The 18,261-nt window shown below is 58.5% G+C and carries 16 protein-coding genes and 3 pseudogenes; 6 read left to right on the top strand and 13 right to left on the bottom strand.

Going from position 1 to position 18,261, the window contains the following annotated elements:
* From BF95_RS21610 to BF95_RS21595, 4 genes and pseudogenes are all read right to left on the bottom strand, one after another.
* Window positions 1-587, bottom strand: a pseudogene (locus BF95_RS21610) (IS21 family transposase); the annotation flags it as partial.
* A 493-nt stretch (window positions 588-1,080) separates the two neighbouring features.
* A complete protein-coding gene (locus BF95_RS21605) occupies window positions 1,081-2,001 on the bottom strand; it encodes an IS5 family transposase (protein ID WP_043154282.1) in 921 nt (306 codons plus the stop codon).
* Window positions 2,002-2,100: 99 nt separating this feature from the next.
* Window positions 2,101-2,421 (bottom strand): annotated as a pseudogene (locus tag BF95_RS21600) (IS110 family transposase); the annotation flags it as partial.
* Window positions 2,422-2,523: 102 nt separating this feature from the next.
* Window positions 2,524-3,326 (bottom strand): annotated as a pseudogene (locus BF95_RS21595) (IS3 family transposase); the annotation flags it as partial.
* Window positions 3,327-3,715: 389 nt separating this feature from the next.
* Here BF95_RS21595 and BF95_RS21585 point away from each other — a divergent pair.
* The 6 genes from BF95_RS21585 to BF95_RS21560 all read left to right on the top strand — a co-directional run bounded on the left by BF95_RS21585 (window position 3,716) and on the right by BF95_RS21560 (window position 10,752).
* Window positions 3,716-5,080, top strand: a complete 1,365-nt coding sequence (locus BF95_RS21585; RefSeq protein WP_043154280.1) for an aromatic ring-hydroxylating oxygenase subunit alpha — start codon at window positions 3,716-3,718, stop codon at window positions 5,078-5,080.
* A 40-nt stretch (window positions 5,081-5,120) separates the two neighbouring features.
* The gene (locus BF95_RS21580) at window positions 5,121-5,645 is read left to right on the top strand and encodes an aromatic-ring-hydroxylating dioxygenase subunit beta (protein ID WP_043154279.1); all 525 of its coding nucleotides are present in this window, start codon (window positions 5,121-5,123) and stop codon (window positions 5,643-5,645) included.
* Between the two features lie 36 nt (window positions 5,646-5,681).
* Complete coding sequence (locus BF95_RS21575) at window positions 5,682-6,779, top strand: NAD(P)-dependent alcohol dehydrogenase (protein ID WP_043154277.1); 1,098 nt, start codon at window positions 5,682-5,684, stop codon at window positions 6,777-6,779.
* Window positions 6,780-7,086: 307 nt separating this feature from the next.
* Window positions 7,087-8,505, top strand: coding sequence for an MFS transporter (locus tag BF95_RS21570; RefSeq protein WP_081764254.1), 1,419 nt, complete (start codon window positions 7,087-7,089; stop codon window positions 8,503-8,505).
* Between the two features lie 333 nt (window positions 8,506-8,838).
* Window positions 8,839-10,161: an LLM class flavin-dependent oxidoreductase gene (locus tag BF95_RS21565; protein WP_043154275.1), complete on the top strand. Its 1,323-nt coding sequence runs from the start codon at window positions 8,839-8,841 to the stop codon at window positions 10,159-10,161.
* Window positions 10,162-10,221: 60 nt separating this feature from the next.
* Entirely contained in the window at window positions 10,222-10,752 is a 531-nt protein-coding gene (locus BF95_RS21560; RefSeq protein ID WP_051520170.1) for a TIGR02444 family protein, read from the top strand.
* Here BF95_RS21560 and BF95_RS21555 read toward each other — a convergent pair.
* The 9 genes from BF95_RS21555 to BF95_RS27600 form a co-directional block, all read right to left on the bottom strand.
* Entirely contained in the window at window positions 10,736-11,101 is a 366-nt protein-coding gene (locus BF95_RS21555) for a c-type cytochrome (protein ID WP_043154274.1), read from the bottom strand. The two genes, BF95_RS21560 and BF95_RS21555, sit on opposite strands and share 17 nt — an antisense overlap.
* A 32-nt stretch (window positions 11,102-11,133) precedes the next feature.
* Entirely contained in the window at window positions 11,134-12,600 is a 1,467-nt protein-coding gene (locus tag BF95_RS21550; protein ID WP_043154272.1) for an FAD-binding oxidoreductase, read from the bottom strand.
* Between the two features lie 18 nt (window positions 12,601-12,618).
* The gene (locus BF95_RS21545) at window positions 12,619-12,843 is read right to left on the bottom strand and encodes a non-oxidative hydroxyarylic acid decarboxylases subunit D (protein ID WP_043154271.1); all 225 of its coding nucleotides are present in this window, start codon (window positions 12,841-12,843) and stop codon (window positions 12,619-12,621) included.
* Window positions 12,840-13,700, bottom strand: a complete 861-nt coding sequence (locus BF95_RS30800; protein WP_443018409.1) for a UbiD family decarboxylase domain-containing protein — start codon at window positions 13,698-13,700, stop codon at window positions 12,840-12,842. Before BF95_RS30800 ends, BF95_RS21545 begins: the two co-directional genes overlap by 4 nt.
* A complete protein-coding gene (locus tag BF95_RS30795; protein WP_443018408.1) occupies window positions 13,658-14,293 on the bottom strand; it encodes a UbiD family decarboxylase domain-containing protein in 636 nt (211 codons plus the stop codon). Before BF95_RS30795 ends, BF95_RS30800 begins: the two co-directional genes overlap by 43 nt.
* Before the next feature lie 24 nt (window positions 14,294-14,317).
* Window positions 14,318-15,763 (bottom strand): aldehyde dehydrogenase family protein, encoded by a 1,446-nt coding sequence (locus BF95_RS21535; protein ID WP_043154269.1) that lies wholly within the window; start codon window positions 15,761-15,763, stop codon window positions 14,318-14,320.
* A gap of 43 nt (window positions 15,764-15,806) precedes the next feature.
* On the bottom strand, window positions 15,807-17,366 hold the full coding sequence (locus tag BF95_RS21530; RefSeq protein WP_043154267.1) for an FAD-binding oxidoreductase: 1,560 nt from the start codon (window positions 17,364-17,366) through the stop codon (window positions 15,807-15,809).
* Entirely contained in the window at window positions 17,363-17,800 is a 438-nt protein-coding gene (locus tag BF95_RS21525) for a hypothetical protein (protein ID WP_235209924.1), read from the bottom strand. Before BF95_RS21525 ends, BF95_RS21530 begins: the two co-directional genes overlap by 4 nt.
* Before the next feature lie 142 nt (window positions 17,801-17,942).
* Window positions 17,943-18,227: a hypothetical protein gene (locus BF95_RS27600; RefSeq protein WP_043153117.1), complete on the bottom strand. Its 285-nt coding sequence runs from the start codon at window positions 18,225-18,227 to the stop codon at window positions 17,943-17,945.
* Between the last annotated feature and the right edge of the window lie 34 nt (window positions 18,228-18,261).

Here is an 18,261-nt window from a genome sequence, read left to right as displayed (position 1 = left end):
CACCGCCCAGCTTCCACAACGCATCCTGCAGGTGCTCCGAAAGGGCGGCMAAAGCTCTCCCCGCCCAGCACGACAGCCGCATGCTCCCAGCCACTCGCCGCCAAGCGGAAGTGGTAGAGGCGATAGGCCAGGGTCTCGCCGGCAACGGTGACCTTGAGACTGTCGCATACCGTGAAATCCGACAGGCCCTGCCGACCGGGCTCATGATGCTGCGGGAAGAAGATCTCCTTCTCGCCGCCGTGCAGTGCCCGCCAGCGGGCGATCCGGCGTTCMAGTGTTCGTCGTATCGCATCGGGAACAGCATCCTCGCCGAACTCGTCCTGGAGCGTCTCGAAGACCGTGACGGCAATGATACCGTCGATCTGGAGCAACTCCTCKAYRCGTGGCCAGAATGGCTCGAGCGGATCGGCGCGGGTGCGCCARTGGCGCTCCTTCTTCTTCTGGGACGGAAGCTGCGGATCGTTCTCGATCCGGCGTGCGCTGCGYTCGCTGATACCGGCCTTGGCAGCCGCGACGGCCTGGGTGTGTTGGCGACGATGGGTCATGAAGAGAAATACCTGCTGATCGGAAATGTGGTGGCCCGGCATCGCAAACCCATCGCTCGTTGTTCGATGAGTGTTCCGATACCACCGCCCGCCACAGCCCCGATCWGCCCCCCGAAAGAAGGGGAAAAAGATCGCCATCGGTTGTCTGGTCCGCTCTCCGGTCGGGGCTACGCCCCTCCCTACGATCAGCCCAGACAACCGATCCTACCGGCCATCATAGTTGCCGCTCAACCGGCCATCGTAGTTGTCGCCACGCAAGGCACGCCCGAAGAGCGTTCACCAGCTCCGTGCGCTGGTGGACCAGCCGCTCTCGAGCGCGAAACAGGATGGTACGGCTTTGCTGTTCCGTAGACTTAGGGAACCTCTGCGCAGGTAGGAATTTGGGCAACGCGCGGGGTTTGTCGCGAACGCTGCCGCCACGCGCACTTTGCGGTGCGTGAATTTGGCCAGATAACGTGGATATTGGGTCTATTTCCGCCGGTATTTTACAGTTCGCGGGCCGTTTCTCGTTCTACGGACGCAGTTGTCCCGGGGTTTAGGCCAATTGCTCGCGCATGATGTAGATATTGGCCAGGGTGAGCTGGCAGAAAATCTGCTGGCCATTCTTGTAGAGGCCACGGTAGCGGGTCTTGGTGTAGCCGAACTGGCGCTTGACGACCCGGAAGACGTGCTCGACCTTGGAGCGGAACGAAGACGTCAGCCGGTTGATCCGACGCTGTTCATCGGTCAGGTCCTGGCCCTTCTTGCGCTTGAAGGGCGTCGCCCAGATGACATCGCCTTCATCGCGATTTGCTTCGAGCGAACGCTCGTTGCTGGCGTAGGCGCTGTCGCCAAAGGCAATTTCCTCCTCGCCGTGAAGCAAGGCATTGATCACCACGCTGTCATGCACATTGGCCGAGGTCATTTCGGCTGAATGTACGCAGCCCGAAGCCGTATCCGCGCCGATGTGCGCCTTCATGCCGAAATACCACTGGTTGCCCTTCCTGGTCTGCTTCATCTCGCCATCGCGCGATTTTGTGCGGTTCTTGGTCGATGGCGGCGCGGCAATCAAAGTCGCATCCACGATCGTTCCCTGGCGCAACAGCAAACCTCGCTCGGTCAAGACTGCGGTCATCTCGTCAAACAACGCTTTGCTCAGCGCATGCTTTTCCAGCAAATGGCGGAACTTCAAGATTGTCGTTTCGTCGGGAATGCCCTCAAAGTCGAAGCTGATCCCTGCAAATCCGCGCAACAGCGGCGTCTCCCAAAGGGCTTCTTCCATCGCAGGGTCGGACAGCCCAAACCATTGCTGCATGAAATGGATCTTCAGCATCGAACCTAGCGGATAAGGACGACGACCCCGGCCAGCCACTGGATAGTGCGGGCTGATCAACTGCTCGAACCGTTCCCACGGAACCACGGCCGCCATCTGGCCCAGAAACACCTCGCGCCGCGTCTGCTTGCGAGGCCGTGACATGCCAATTTCTGAAAAAACGACCCTGCATCACGCGTCCCTCCATCCGCGAAGGGAATCACAACATCAATGCTGCCGCAAGGGTGACTTGTTCAGAGTCTCCTTAGGCTCGACGAAACGCATTTCTGGCCGCTGTGCAGCGATCACTATGGCTTCGGCATCCACCGCGTCGTTCTTCTGCCGCTTGACGAACGGCTTCACGTAATGCGGAGCGATCAACTTCACGTCGTGTCCGCGCCTGCTCATCTCGCGCGCCCAGTAATGCGCGCTGCCGCACGCTTCCATGACAACAATGGCGGGAGGCTGCTTGGCCATGAAATCAGCGAAACCCTGCCGCGACAGTTTCTTTCGAAACTTCGGCTGCCCCGTCATCGATGCACCGTGCAGCTGAAAAACAGATTTTGCCAAATCCACGCCGATCATCGTATCCTTTGTCACGGTTGCCGTCCTTTCCGCTAAGTGGTCTCAACACCCTAACCTGGCACATTGCGATGCCGTCTGGGGAGGGCGGCAACCACCCCATCTGCCCTGATCGGTGTTGAATATCTCCGGTTTCCCGAAGCGCGTCAACGCTTCCTCCAGCGCTTCGACGCAGAAGTCGGCCTCCATCGTGATCGACACCCGCCAAGCCAGGACTTTGCGGCTGAACCAGTCGACGATGGCCACGAGATAGACGAACCCCCTCGCCATCGGGATGTAGCTGATGTCCGTTGCCCAGACCTGATTGGGCCGCACGATCGGCAGTTTACGCAACAAGTAAGGGTAGATCTTGTGCCCAGGGGTCGGCTTCGATGTGTTCGGGCGACGGTAGATTGCCTCGATCGCCATCTTCTTCATCAGCGTGGCGACATGCTGGCGGCCGATCTCGATGCCTTCCTGCCGCAGAAGATCACGCAGCATCCGACTAMCCGCGAACGGAAATTCCAGGTGCAACTCGTCGATCCGCCGCATGATGGCGAGATCGGCAGGCGGCACCGGTCTGGGCAGATAATAAATGCTGCCCCGGCTGATCCCCAGCTCCCGGGCTTGCCGCGCCAACGGCAGTGCGTGCGAACGGTCGATCATCGTTTTGCGCTCGGCAACAGTCCCGCCTYCCCGAGCGCCCCTGACAAAAAATCGTTCACCAGCGTCAGTTCACCGATCTTGGCGTGCAGCGTCTTTACGTCGATCRCCGGCGCCGCAGCCTCGCTCCGCGKCTCGCTGCCAAATACACCGGCAGCCCCTTCCAGAAGCTGCCCGCGCCATTGCGTGATCTGGTTCGGATGCACGTCAAACTGCTGCGCCAGCTCCGCCAGCGTCTTCTCGCCCTTCACGGCGGCCAATGCCACCTTCGCTTTGAATGCCGGGCTGTGATTCCGGCGTGGTCGTTTTGCTCATCTCTACTCCTGTCACGCGGCCATCCTGGCCGCCGTCAGGCAGAAAATCCACTTATCCCGATGTGCAGTTTTGCCAGGCCACCTCTCTTTCAGAGAGACATCGATTCCGGCATAATACTCCATGCTGTTCCTCTCATGATGCTTGGGGCCGATCACTCGGACCCTGTTTCCAACACCATCATTCTGAGGGACAGCCACCCAACTTGGCTACTCTTGAAACGCCGGCCCATTACGGCATCTAGGGTTGCGCAATGGCAATTTTTTTGCATATAGTGCATCGCATTGCCTATCGTTTCAGAGCTTGCCCGATTCAAGCCATAGACAGCAGTACGGAGAGAATTATGCTTGGAATCCCCAACCTTGTCGACAATGTCGCATCTAATCAGTCGCGCGAGATTTTCTGGGATAAAGACGTATACAACCTTGAGTTGGAGCGTATTTTTGCACGTTCGTGGCTGTTTCTGGGCCACGAGTCGCTCCTTCCCAAGCCCGGCGACTTCATCACCACCTATATGGCTGAAGACAAGGTCATCCTGTCGCATCAGCAAGATGGCTCGTTCCGGGCGTTCATCAATTCGTGCACCCATCGCGGCAACCAGATTTGCCATGCCGACAGCGGCAATGCCAAGGCGTTCGTCTGTAACTACCACGGCTGGGTTTTTGGTCAGGACGGCAGTCTGGTCGATGTTCCGCTTGAAACGCGGTGCTATCATGGCCAACTCGACAAGGCGAAGCTGGGTGCCAAGCACGTTCGGGTGGAGACGTACAAGGGCTTCATTTTCGGCTGCGGCGATGCCGACGCTCCAGGCTTGGAGGAATATCTGGGCGAATTCCGTTGGTACCTCGATACGATCTGGGAAGGTGCCGGAGGCGGGCTGGAGTTGCTGGGCCCGCCGATGAAGAGCATTCTGGCCTGCAATTGGAAGGTGCCGACTGAGAATTTCGTCGGCGATGGCTACCATGTCGGCTGGACCCACGCCGGCGCTCTGGCCCAGATCGGCGGCGAACTTGCCGGTCTGGCCGGGAACCGGGCGGACCTGCCCTTTGAAAGCCTGGGCTATCAGTTCACGACCCGGCACGGGCATGGCTTCGGAGTGATCAACAACGCCGGCCCGGCGATCCACGTCAAGCGCGATGGCTGGGCAAAATACCTTGCCGACACCCGCGCTGAAGTTGGCCGAAAGTTCGGACCGGAGCGTGAAGAACTTTATGTTGGCCACTGGAACTGCTCGATCTTCCCGAGCTGCTCGTTCCTTTACGGAACCAATACGTTCAAGGTCTGGCATCCGCGTGGCCCGCACGAAATTGAAGTGTGGACCTACACAATGGTGCCGCGTGACGCCGACGCGGAAACGAAGAGCATGATCCAGCGCGAAGCCACCCGGAGTTTCGGCACTGCCGGAACGCTGGAAAGCGACGATGGCGAGAACATGTCGTCGTCCACCTACGTCAACCGCGGAACCATCACCCGCGACGGCCGGATCAACTCCAGCATGGGTGCCGGCTTCGAAGGTCCGCACCCGGTTTTTCCGGGGATTGTTGGATCCAGCTTCATCGGCGAAACATCCCATCGCGGCTTCTATCGATTCTGGAAGGAAATGCTGGATGCGCCCGATTGGAAAGCGGTGAAGGCAAACGACGACACCTGGGATTCGATGTTCACCAATCGTAATTACTGGAACGACAAAGTCGACGCAGCCGAGTAATCCACAAACTTTTTCAAACGTATCGAATGCCGGAGAGTTTATGTCGGGTAAACAGACCTTAGCGGGATTGGATGTCCAATCCGCGATTGAAATGCATTATCGTGCCGAAGTCCGGATGCTGCAGAACGGGCAATACCGAGAATGGTTAACGGACATGGTCGCCGAAGACATCCATTACTGGATGCCGATTTATGAACAACGCTTGATCCGCGACCGTCGCCCCGACCCGACACCCGACGATGCTGCAATTTATAATGACGATTATGGCGAGCTCAAGCAACGCGTAGAGCGGCTTTATACCGGCACCGTATGGATGGAGGATCCGCCGTCCAAGATCCGGTACATGGTCAGCAACGTCGAAGCTTTCGATGCAGGCGATGGCGAGTTTGACGTTTATTCAAACGTGGTCGTCTATCGCAACCGCCGCCAACTTGAAATGACCGTTCATACGCTGGGGCGTGAGGATAAGCTGCGCCGGGTTGGTGATGGCTTCCAGGTGTTCCGGCGCAAGCTGCTGATCGATGCACGAGTGACGCAAGACAAGAACCTGTACTTTTTCTGCTAATAAAGCGCCCAAGAGCGCAATAAGAGGAGAGCCTATATGCAAGCCTATGCCGCAATCATTGAAAGCCAGGGCGGGCAATTTGTCCTCGATAACGTCGATATCGAAGAGCCCCGTGACGGTGAAGTACTCGTCAAGATTGCGGCGGCTGGGATGTGCCACACCGATCTTACCGTCCGCGACCAGTATTACCCGACCCCGCTTCCCGCCGTTCTGGGCCATGAAGGTTCTGGCGTTGTCGAAAAGGTCGGGCGCGGTGTCACCACGGTCAAGCCGGGCGACAAGGTGGTGCTATCGTTCAGCTATTGCGGGACTTGCCCGTCTTGCATGAAGGGTCACCAAGCCTATTGCCCAAGCCTTTTTCCGCTCAATTTCATGGGCCGTCGGCTTGACGGATCGACCCCGATCACCCGCAACGGGGAAGATGTGAATGCCTGCTTCTTCGGACAGTCTTCATTCGCGACCTACTCGATCGCAACTGAAAACAACTGCGTCAAGGTTGCCGACAACGCACCGATTGAGCTTCTCGGCCCATTAGGCTGCGGAATTCAGACGGGCGCAGGCACCGTCCTCAATGCACTGCAGCCAGCCCCCGGCTCGTCGATTGCAATCTTCGGCGTCGGCTCGGTTGGTCTCAGCGCGGTGATGGCCGCAAAGGCTTCCGGTTGCCTCAAGATTATCGCTGTCGACCGCAATCCCACGCGTCTGCAGTTGGCCCGTGAACTTGGTGCAACCGACATTATTGATGCCAACACCAACAATGCCCAGGAAACGATCATTGCCATGACGGGGGGCGGCGCGGACTATGCGATTGATACCACCGCCATTCCGCAGGTTCTGCGCAGCGCGGTAGACAGTACCCATACCATGGGAGAGACAGCCGTGGTTGGTGGGGCAAAACTGGGCACCGAATTCTCGCTCGACATGAACAACATGCTTTTCGGCCGGAAATTACGTGGGGTGGTTGAAGGTTCGAGCACCCCGCAAGTCTTCATCCCGCAATTGATTGCGATGCGCGAGGCCGGTCTGTTTCCGTTCGAACGGCTCTGCACGTTCTACGATTTCGACCAGATCAATCAAGCCGTCGAGGAAACGGAAGTTTCCGGCAACGCGATCAAGGCCATTCTCAAGATGTAATGCGGCCTTTGCGCCCACTCTGCGGTCGATCGCGGCAACAGAGTGCGGCGCAGGGCTAGACCGATTAGGGGCCGATCAACCAGCAGGGCCACAAAATGGGAGCGAACGGACTGGAGCATCGCCTGCCGTTCGCTCTTAGTGCTCTATGCGGCAAGCCGCACGTCGATGACCAAGGTTGGGCTTATTATTCTGAAGTCGAATAGAGACCTGCAAACCGCGTGCCTCGCACTTGGCGGATGACGCTAAGGACCGTCATAATGTTTGGGAAGTGCAAATAGATGGGCCAAAAACCCCAAGCCGCGGCGTCATGAGCTCGATCGATGGAGCGCCTCAAGTCGGGACGTCAACTATTGCGGACGGATCCCAACCTACAACCGGGCTTCCAGTTCCTCGTCGGTTCTGGGCGGCACTCTCGATCTGGAGTGCCATATTTCTTACCATTATGGACGTATCAATTGCTAACGTAGCTCTGCCTTTTATCTCGAAAGGTTTGGCCATAACTGCGGCAAAATCGGTATGGGCAATCAACGCCTATCAGATCGCCATCGTGATGGCGCTTTTGCCGATGGCGAAGGCCGCCGAAATCCTTGGCTACAAGAAAGTCTATCTGGGCGGCCTCTTGCTTTTCATGCTTGCAGCCTTTGGCAGTATCAACGCAAGCAGTTTGGCAGTTCTGGCGTCGTCGCGCTTTGTGCAAGGTATCGGTGCCGCGGCAGTAATGGTGGTCAGCGGGGCATTGGTTCGGACAATCTACCCTCCTGCATTGGTCCCGCGCGGCATAGGATACAATACCATCGCCGTTTCGATTGCTTCGGCCGCCGGACCGGCGGTCGGTGCGTTCGTCCTTTCGATTGCGGGATGGCACGCCATTTTTGCAGTGGGGCTTCCGTTCGGCTTGCTCGCGCTTGCACTCGGATTCTGGGCAATCCCTTTGACCGGGTCGCAGAAGAAGCCATTCGATTATCGTTCGGCCTTGTTGTGCTGTGCGGGCTTCGCGGCAATATTCCTCTTCCTCAATGATCTGGCCCAAGATTCCGTTTCTCGGTGGACATTGCTTTCAATCGGCGTCGCGATTCCGGCCATATGGTTCCTCGGTAAACGCACAACAGCCAACCAGGACTCGATGGTACCGCTCGATTTGCTGAAGCTGGACTCACTGCGCACAGCTTATGCTATGTCTGCAACAGCCTATGCTGTCATGATGCTGATCACATTGTCATTCCCCTTCATTCTGCAACAACGGTTTCACTTCAAACCTGAGACTATCGGTCTTTTCATGGTGCCACTGCCGCTCGGCATCGTGATTGCAGCGTTCGTTTCCGGGCGTCTGGTCAGTCGCTATCCATCAGCCTGGCTGTGCGCTTCGGGGTTGATCGTCCTAACCGGTGGCGCAATTTGGCTGTCATTGCTGCAACCGGGCGTTTCGGCTTTGCTGATCGTCGCAGCGGCAGCGATTTGCGGCATCGGCTTCGGCATTTTCCAGGTTCCCAACAACCATAGCATGATCGCTATTGCTCCACACGCCCGCGCTGGAGCGGCTTCGGCAATGCTCTCGTTGTCACGGCTGATCGGTCAAACGCTAGGGGCCATCGTGGCCGCATTGCTGTTTCGCAGATTTGGCGCACAGAGTGATGCGCCAATCATAGCTGCGGCCTTGATTGCACTGGCAGTGGCAAGCGCAACCCTGCTACGTAAAGATCTAAGCAGGTCAGCTATGGTTGAGTGACCCCTGGGCGCGTGGGTCGTAGTCGGTGCAAGTGGTCGTTTAAAGGCGGCCCCGTCAAGGATGATTATGGACGCTATTGGAACTGGAATTGGGTCGTGGGGCTGAGCGGAACAGGAAAGTGTCGTAAGGGTCGATATTTCTTTTCAAAAGTCCCATTCGGAATTAGGTTGGCGTAGCGGCCTGAGACCGCCGTTGGCGACGGCGTCGGCACGGAGAAGTCGTAGCGCCCGAGGAAATTGATGTGACGCCAGGATATCGGCGAAAGTCGGGCGATATCGGCGGGCAACGCTAACGCCGGGTTTCGTATTTGGGAAGCCATAGGAGCGAAATTTGATGTCTCGTCAGCGCCAACTTCACCTCGGTGCGTTCATGCGACCGGTCAGTATCCACACCGGTGCCTGGCGCTATCCCGGAGCGATCCACGACGCCAATTTCAATTTCCATGCGATCAGGCAATTTGCGCGCAAACTGGAGGAGGGAAAGTTCGATGCCTTCTTCATGGCCGATCATCTCGGCGTGCTGAACATGTCGGTCGATGCTCTGCGGCGCAGCCACACCGTCACGTCGTTCGAACCCCTTACTCTGCTGTCAGCTCTGGCGGGCGCTACCGAACGGATCGGCCTGGTTGCGACTGCATCGACCACCTTTGAAGAACCCTTTCATGTAGCGCGTCGGTTTGCTTCGCTTGATCATCTCAGCGGCGGGCGGGCTGGTTGGAACGTCGTGACCACTGCAAACCCTGACAATGCCAAGAATTTCGGTTACGAAGTGCAGCCGGAACATGACGGCCGCTATCTGCGCGCCCGCGAATTCTACGATGTGGTGACCGGCCTGTGGGACAGTTTTGCAGAGGATGCTTTCGTCTGCGATGCCGAGAGCGGAATATATTTCGATCCTCAACGGATGCACGTACTCGATCACAAGGGACCGCATTTTTCAGTTCGCGGCCCGCTCAACATTGCTCGCCCGGTCCAGGGATGGCCGGTCATTTTTCAGGCCGGCGCCTCGGAAGCGGGGCGTCAGCTGGCCGCCGAAACGGCTGAGGTTGTCTTCGCTGCAGAATCGAATCTCGATGGTGGCAAGCGCTTCTATGCCGATGTGAAAGGGCGAATGGCGCAAGTCGGGCGGCATCCCGATCATCTGAAAATTCTGCCCGCAGCATTCGTCGTCGTTGGCGAAACGCTCGAGCAGGCCCAGGCCAAGCGTGCCCATCTCGACAGTCTGGTCCATTATGAAAGCGGCATTCAATCGCTCTGTGGCCTGCTTGGGTTCGACGTGTCGGGCTTTGATCCCGATGGCTTGCTCCCGGAAATCCCTGAAACCAACGCTAGCAAAACTGCGCGGGAAAAAATTATCGAGGATGCCCGGGCGCATAATCTGACGATTCGCCAGCTCGCCGCAAGGGCCGGCAGCTATGCGGGGCTCGCCTTTATCGGCACGCCGTCGTCGATCGCCGACGAAATGGAAATTTGGCTGGAGGAGCGTGGGTCAGACGGGTTCGTCGTCATGTTCCCCTATCTTCCGGAAGGACTGAACGACTTTGTCGATATGGTCGTGCCCGAATTGCAGTGCAGGGGCATTTTCCGAGAGGAATACGAAGGTACGACATTGCGCCACCATTTCGGACTACCACGGCCTGAAAATCGCTTCTTCTAATTCCGCTTGTCCGCCAGCGGATAGGCAGCGTAGGATGAAGGTTGATCACGGCAATGAGAAATGACAAGCAAGGACGCAGCTGACGAATTCTGGCAATTTTCGCTGGAAGTCTATGCAAGACCGCAAGTTGCTGACCTGTGCTTGGTTCTGCAGGACGAGCATGGTTTCGACGTCAACATTTTGTTGTTATGTCTATGGCTGGCGCAAGGCGAGGGCAGGGCTCTCAGCCAATTCGAGATCGGCGACCTGCTAGGTGGTGTTGCTGCATTGAACGAAAACATGGTCTGGCTAGTGCGCGATGCGCGGCGGTGGGCCAAGTCGTGGCTTAAGCAGGCACCGGACCTGCAAGCGGTAGCTGCGAGAGACAAGCTTTACACCAGCTTGAAGGCGAGCGAACTTCAGATGGAGCGCCAGATCCAGATCGAACTGGTCCGATGTCTTGTCTATGATGGCCAGCAGCAGGGCCAATCACTGGACTTGTCCGCACAATCCGCCGCGCGATTGAGCCTGGAGGCTTATCGCGCGGCAATTGCGGCTCCGGAGGGTACTGCCGCGCTGCTGACGCGGTTGGCCCTCAAGACCCTTTCTTAACCGGCTTCGCCGGTGTCGTCACGGGCGGTTTTGCACTCATGATATGAGCGTAAATCTCATCGATCTCTGCGTCGCTCAGCTCAGTTGGCCGGAATGGCGGCATCTCGATTAGCCCCTGACGCACGATCGCGCGCAAATATTCCAACTCAAGATCGTCTCTGCCGATCAGCGATGCCACCGGTCGTCCCGCTTGTTCAAGCAGCATCGTTCCAGGGTGACCCGGGCCGGGATCATGGCATCCCGCGCACATCAAAGCGTAATTTTCTGCGCCGTCGGGTTTTTCAGCCGTCGGGTTGCTGTTGCAGGCGCTCAATATGCCAAGGAGCGAAATGGCGATCAATTTTTTCATTATGCCTCTAACTCGATTGATTGCAGGGCAGATCAGGCGGATGCGAACAGCGCAGTTGGGTCGAGCGCCTTTTTGACCTTAGTGTGAAGGTTTGAAAGGCCGCCAGAAGCAAACGTCTTGTCGACCGTGGCGCGCAGGCCCGGTTCGGTGAATACCTGCCCGAATCCGGCCTCCGCTTGTGCCCCGATCAAGGCTTCGGCGCAGGCGCGAGCGCGCGCTGCGCTGGCCGTGTCCGAACCAGTGCTCGGAAGGAACTGGCGGTGGTTGGCTGAACGCCATATGGCGACAGCTTCACTGACCATATCGAAATCATGCTCTGCGCAGGTGTCGCGTGAAAGCTCGTAGAGGCGCATCGCGTCTTCACCATCGACCGGGCTGACCGGGTTGACGGTCAGCGCCTGGTTGCCGCTCCACTGTGCGATTGCTGCCGGAGGGCTGGCCACAGCGCCTGTCATAGTCCCCATTCGCCATGACCAGAGCCGGGGATCGACGCCACGACCGTCTGCGATGACTTTCGCCCCGGGGACCGATCCGAAGGCGCCGTTGACCAGATCCCACAGGATCGGGACGTTGTCTGGCAGACCGTAGAGCGAACCGTAGAGATTCCAGTACCCCAAACCCAGCGCCTTACCAGCCGCTTTGACCGCACTGCCCGCCATCGGGCCATTGCCGCCGTAGTCGTTGCGCTTCTTGCCGAGCAAGGCGGCTTCGTGAAGCGCATTGCTTACGGCAACGCCGTTGGCCACAACCATGTTCAGTTTGAGGGGACCGAGCACATCGAGCAGCGGAGCCAGCCCGTCCTCATTTTCCACGGTAACCATGAACGTCTTGAAAGCAGGCGGTTCCGGCATCAGCCACGTGCCGACCTTGGTTGGCACGGCGAAATCGGATTGTGAGAACAGTCCGTCGACCCACGGGCCGTACCCGAACTTGAACAATTGCCAGCAGGTACTTTTGGGCATCGCGCCCATGCCGGTGCGGACCAGCCTGCCATCGGCGAGCATGACCTCAAGGCCGCATTGCATCAGACTATGATCCGAATAGGGTGTGTAGCCCGCGCTCCGTTCCACGAAGCTGGCGGCCACGCTCGCATCGGGATTGCCGGGGGAATCCACCCAAAGCTTGATATTCTTGCTTCTGATATAGGCATCGAGCTCGCGGAAGGTGACGCCGGGTTCGACCAGGCAGTAAGCCAGCTCCTCGTTCACCTCGAGGATCTGGTTCATGCGCTGCAAATCGAGCACGATAACCTTGTCCAGCCCGGTTTTCTCAAGACCATGCGCGCCATTACAAACAGGCTGCAATACCCCGCCAGCGCCTTTCGCCGCACTTAGCGCAACTGCCAGCTGCGCTTCATTTGCAGGCAAGACCACGCCGACCGGAATGGCGAGGGGTGTGGCGTAGCGGGCCAGTACGGCGGGCGATAGGTCGACCGCTCCCGCGCCCAGAGCCGCTTCAATTGCTGTCAGTGCAGCCGCCTGGCGAGCCTGATCTATCATCCTTGTTTCCTCATTTGCCTATTGCTGAAGTATTTTGGGATAGCGATCGAGATTTCCCGCATTGACGGCGAAGTCTGCCGAGCGGACCCCGGCCCCGATGGTGCTGGCCGGTTCGCTGTCACGCCATGAAAAGCAGCAAGTCACGCAGCGATAGATCGTCCAGACAACGGTGTTGTCCTCGCGCCCCTGATAGTCTTCGATTGCGCCTGTACTCGAACAGCGCGGACAGAGCGTCTCGCTCATTTTGCAACTCCTTGCTGAAGTAACCGGATTGCCTTGCTCAACGCGTCAATGTCCGGGCCAGTCGGTGGACTAACGAGATGTGCCTCGCCGATGGGATCGGGCCGCAGGTAGCTTGTCGCGTCAATGATCAGCCGGTGGCCCTTGCCAGGCACGACCGCAGACGGGTCGATCGGCACGGCAGGCATGTTGGGAAGCACGATTATATCGTCGGCGCGGGTACGCGTCGACAGCGCCCACATGACTTGGTTAAGGTCGAAAGGATCAACATCGGCATCAACCATGATCAGGTTCTTGAGATACATAACGCCGTGCGGCGTGCTCAGCGCACGCAGAGCAACGGTCTTGGCGAAGCCCGCCATCCGGTTTTTGACCGAGATGATCCCGGTCAAACCGTGTTGGTAGAGCGCGTTGACGGCAGTGACTTCGGGAAAGTCCTTGCGCAACTGGGCATATATAGGCGCGGAGGTGTGCAACCCGATCAGCGTGTCGTGCTCGGTCCAGCCACGGCCGATGTAGATATTCTCGAAGATCGGGTCTCGACGATGTGAGACAGCCGTGACTTTGAAGATTGGCACCTTCCGGACGCCGCTATAGGAGCCAGGGAATTCGCCGAATGGTCCTTCCAAGACTCGTTCGCCCAATTGCATTTCAGCTTCTATAACGATTTCGCTGTCCGCGAGAATATCGACACCGTTTCCCGACTTGGTCAGTCTGATCGGCGCACCCATCATCGCGGATGCGTAGGAGTATTCGGATTCATCATAACCTATGGGAGTGGCTGCGAAGACGGCAAGCCCAGGATGATTACCGAGCATTACCGCAATTTTGAGCGGCAGACCGGTACGTTCAGCGGCCATGATCTGCGACCCATGTCGTGCGAGGGAATGGTCATTAGGCTGAAGCAATCCGGGCCTTGCAGCTGCAGCCGGTAGATTCCGACATTCTGCTTGCCGAAATTATCGGGATCTTCCGGATCGCGCGATGCGATCGAAGCCTTGCCCATGAAGAAGCCGCCGTCATATTCGTTGATGCGATAAACCGGGAGGATATCGTAGAGATTGATTCCGCTTTCGACCCGGCACTCGTGGACCGGAGCCTGCCCTTCGGGAACGTAACTGATCTGAGCATCGGCATCGCCCCAACGACCGGCGATCTCGAAGAACAGCTCGCGGATTGTCGTGCCCTTGGGTCGCCCCAGCAGCAACGCGATATTGTCCCACGAACCGTGGACGCCCACCACTGTCCGCTTGCCGGGATAGCCGGCGATGTTGTCGAACAAGATTGCGGGTGCACCATTGGCATCGCGCGAGGCCGCGACCGCGATATTGCGCAGGTCGGGTTCCGGAAGCACCCGTTCGCTCCAGGTGATCGCCTGGCCTTCGCCTTCAAGGAGTTCAAGAAAGTCCCGCAACGAGGAAATGCCGCGCGCTTTATTGGCCAAGTCGTTCATATTCGGTTCCTTACGCGGGCGGCATTAGTGACCACTGGGATTGGCCGTGGCGGACTGGATCGTAACCCATTTCCACTCCGTCATGATCTCGAGGTCGGCCTCGGTGCCCTCGCGTCCGAAGCCGGAAGACTTGGTCCCCCCGAACGGTACGTGCGGCTCGTCATAGAGGGTCGGAGCGTTGATGTGGACCATGCCGCTTTCGGCCTCGTGAGCAAAGCGCAAGGCCTTGTCGAGATCACGGGTGAAGATCGAGGCGGATAGGCCGTATTCGGTATCGTTCGCCAGTTCGATCGCCTCGTCGAGCGTGTCGAATGGATAGAGCGAGGTGACCGGCCCGAAGGTTTCTTCGTAGCAGACGGTCATGTCGGCAGTAACGCCGCGCAGCACCGTGGCGGAGCAGCAGTTGCCAGTCCACTCCGCACCGGCCAGCACTTCGGCCCCTTTTGCGCGGGCATCATCGACGTGGCTGCGCACCCGATCGCGTTGGCGTTCGGAGATGATTGGGCCAAGCATGGTGGTGGGTTCGCGCAGGTCGCCCATCTTGGCTTTGGAAGCTGCGGCGGCGAAGGCCTTCGCAAAATCATCAAACATGGAGCGTTCGACATAGATGCGCGACGCGCCCATGCAGACTTGGCCCTGGAACATGAAAATGCTGAACAGTGCCGCTCCAACCGCTTTTTCCAGGTCGGCATCGGCGCAGACGATCAGCGGGCTCTTGCCGCCGAGCTCAAGCGTATATTTCTTGAGGTTCCTCGCTGCGATCCCGGCAATGTGCTTGCCGACGCGCGAGGAGCCGGTGAAAGTGATCGCAGCGATATTGGCATGCCCGGTTAGTGCATCGCCGATTTCGGCACCATTGCCGTAGACGATGTTGAACAGGCCATCAGGAACGCCGGCCTCACGCCACAGATCTGCGAGCAGGTCAGCCAGGCGCGGCGCGGCTTCCGATGGGAGCAGAACGAAGCCGTTGCCGGTCGCAAGCGCCATGGCGGACTGCTTGATACCCTTGATCAGCGGAACATTGAACGGCGTTATGCCGGCAACGACACCCACCGGCTGACGCAGGCTCATGCTGAAGCGGCCCGGTGTGTCCGAAGGAATGGTTTCGCCGCGGACCCGGCGCGGAACCCCGGCGGCAGCACGAAGGAAACCGATGGCAAAGCGGGTCTCAAAGCCTGCTTTGGCAACCGGCGAGCCGACCTCATCGATCAGCACTTCCTGGAACTTGGCGACGTCTCGTTCCATGATTTCCGCCGCCTTGAACATCCAGCCCTCACGGACTGCGGCAGGGAGGTCGCGGTGCATGCGGAAGGCTGCCACGCCGGCCTCGACCGCGCGGTTGACGTCGTCGGCGGTGCCTGCGGCGGCCCTTGCGTAGACACTGTCATCGATCGGATTTAGATCGTCGAAATAGACGCCACTGCCTGGCGCTACCCGGGCTCCGCCTATCCAGTGGTCGAGATTCTTCATCGTACTACGATCCTTGATTCAGGTGGACATGCCGCCGTTTCGATCACGATGTCGTGCGCATCGACTTGGGCCAGATGCCCTGCTTGCCGGGTGAGAGAATGCCGTTGGGGTCCATCACGTCCTTGATGCGTTGGTGAAGGTCCCACAGTGCGCCATCGTTGTGCTTATAGGTCTTGGCGATCTGGTCCATGAAGGCGAGGTGGGTGCGGTACTCGCCAAAACCACTCTCTGCCGCTTCGGCGACCAGCACGCCAAAAAGGTCGTAGGCGCTTTTGCGCATAGCCTCGTCGGCCCGGTCGTACATGATCATCAGAATGTGATGCATGTCGCGCCAGCCGACCAGGAATTCACCGATATAGTCGAAGCCATGGTCGTGGCAGCGGCTCTTGATCAGGTTGTACTGGGCAAGTGCTTCCGAACCGTTCGGTGCCAAGAGCGGAGAGAAATTGACGTGTCCACCGCCGCCGATCCAGTTCATGATGCTGAATTCGGTCATGTTCGGTTCACCGCGCATCAGGCGTACGCGATAGTCCCAGGCGGGATCATTCTCACGATCGAGGTACAGCTTCGCTCCGGGAATGCTCATCAGGGCATCCTCGACGATCTTCCAGTTGTTCTCGATAATAGGCGGCGGGCCGTAGAGTGCGCCGTAATAGTTCCACATCCCCAGTTTGTGGTCCGAGGCGATCTGTTTGCGGATCGACTGCGGCAGCGGGCCCTTGCCGTCGAAGTAATGGCGACGTGTGGTCTTGGCCGAGACTTCCCACAGAAGATCGACCGCCACGGCGGCGTTCGGGATGATCTGGTTGACCTTCAGCGGCCGGGTGATCTCGAAGATCGCCTCGAGATCTTCCTCGCGCTCGTAGGTTATCATGAACGGCTTGTAGCCGGGAGGTTCAGGCATCAGCCAGATGCCCATTTTCGTAACAACGCCGAAATTCGACTGGGTAAACATGCCGTCGAACTGCGGACCGGCGGCGTGCTTGGTCACCTGCCAGTGTTTCGACCCCGCGAGTGCGCCCTGGCCGGTCCGTATTACTTCGCCGTCGGCCAGCACCACCTCCATGCCGCACTGCATGGTGAAATGGTCGCCATAAGGGGTGTAGCCTGCGCCATGTTCCAGCGCATTGCCCATCACACCGCCCCATGCTGGCGCTGCGGGATCGATCCAGAGCTTGCTGCCGATCGCGCGCAAATGGCGGTAAAGCTGCATGTACGAAACGCCTGGTTCGACAAGGGCATAACCGTATTTCTCGTTGACTTCGATAATCCGGTTCATCCGACGCAGGTCAAGCATCACATAGCCGGACTTGCGCGGGGCAGGGCCGCCATAAGCGAAGTTGCGCCCGGTGCCGATTGTCCAAATGGGTATCTTATAGGCGTTGGCGATCTTCAGGATCTTCTTAATCTGTTCGACGCCTTCAGGAGCAACAGCCGCTGAAGGCAGAAACTCACCGTCGGCGAGGGGTGAATAAGCGTCCCTGTAGCTCGACAGCGGTTGTTCATCGACGTACACACGGTCCTTGCCGACGACTCCTGCGAACTCGTCGAGCGCATTGGAGAAATCGGAGGCGGCAACTCCTTGGGGAACAATGCTGCTCACGATTGATATCCTTCAAATTCATGAACCCATGACACCAGCATACCAGGGCTGCTGACAACTAACGCGCAGGCCCCGGAAGTGCAGGCGTTTGGGACTTGACGTGATCTGCTACCAATGGCGCTCTGCAACTGGTGAGCAATTGCCACCGGCCAAGCGTGTGTCGTGTTCTCAATCAGGCGTACGCTTCCTTCGGTGCGATGACCCCATCTGCCGCCCGCATAGTGATGCTGCCAGAACTGCCGCGCATGCGCGCCGCGTTCGCCCAGCAGCTGCCCTGCGATCATCGCGACGGGATCAGATGTCATTCCGATAACCGTCCCCGTCGTTGCTTCAAGTTCGTGCAGTAAGCCATTGAGCGATTGGTCGATGCGGATCACTTCACCTGCAAAGCCGCTGTCGATCAGAGCGGAAGCGAACTGGCGGCTTTCAGGCACGCCACTTTCCTCAACCACGGTGACAGTGCGGCTCCGGCCCGGTTCAAACCGCGCAAGTGTACCCAGCCCAACGGCAGCGGTGCCGAGCGCTCCGGCTCCCAAAACATCCCTACGCCTTAGCTCGACTTTGTACGTTTTTTGGTCAGGTCCAGGTCCAGAAGATGCTGTTTTCAGCGATGTGGTCGAGGGCCTGATCGAGTGGCAAGACGCATCCGCCCATATCGTCAATATCTTCCCATTGTCGCCGGTGTGACCAGTAGCCAAGCCTGACGTCGTCGCGCGTGCCGACAGGTTTGAGACGGGCGATCGGTGCCTCCGTTTCCAACAGGTAAAGGTGGTAGGCGCCCTTGTCCTCGTACCAGCCCACGCCGCCGCCGTTGGCCGCGTCGAAAGTTTCGATGCGCATAATGATTTCGTCGTCTTTCATGGAGCATCCATAGCTGCCTTCAGGTCACAGCGTA

The organism is Sphingobium sp. Ant17 (assembly GCF_000588875.1).
In the GTDB taxonomy this organism is placed as follows: domain Bacteria; phylum Pseudomonadota; class Alphaproteobacteria; order Sphingomonadales; family Sphingomonadaceae; genus Sphingobium.
This window is presented reverse-complemented; position numbering and strand designations above follow the sequence as displayed.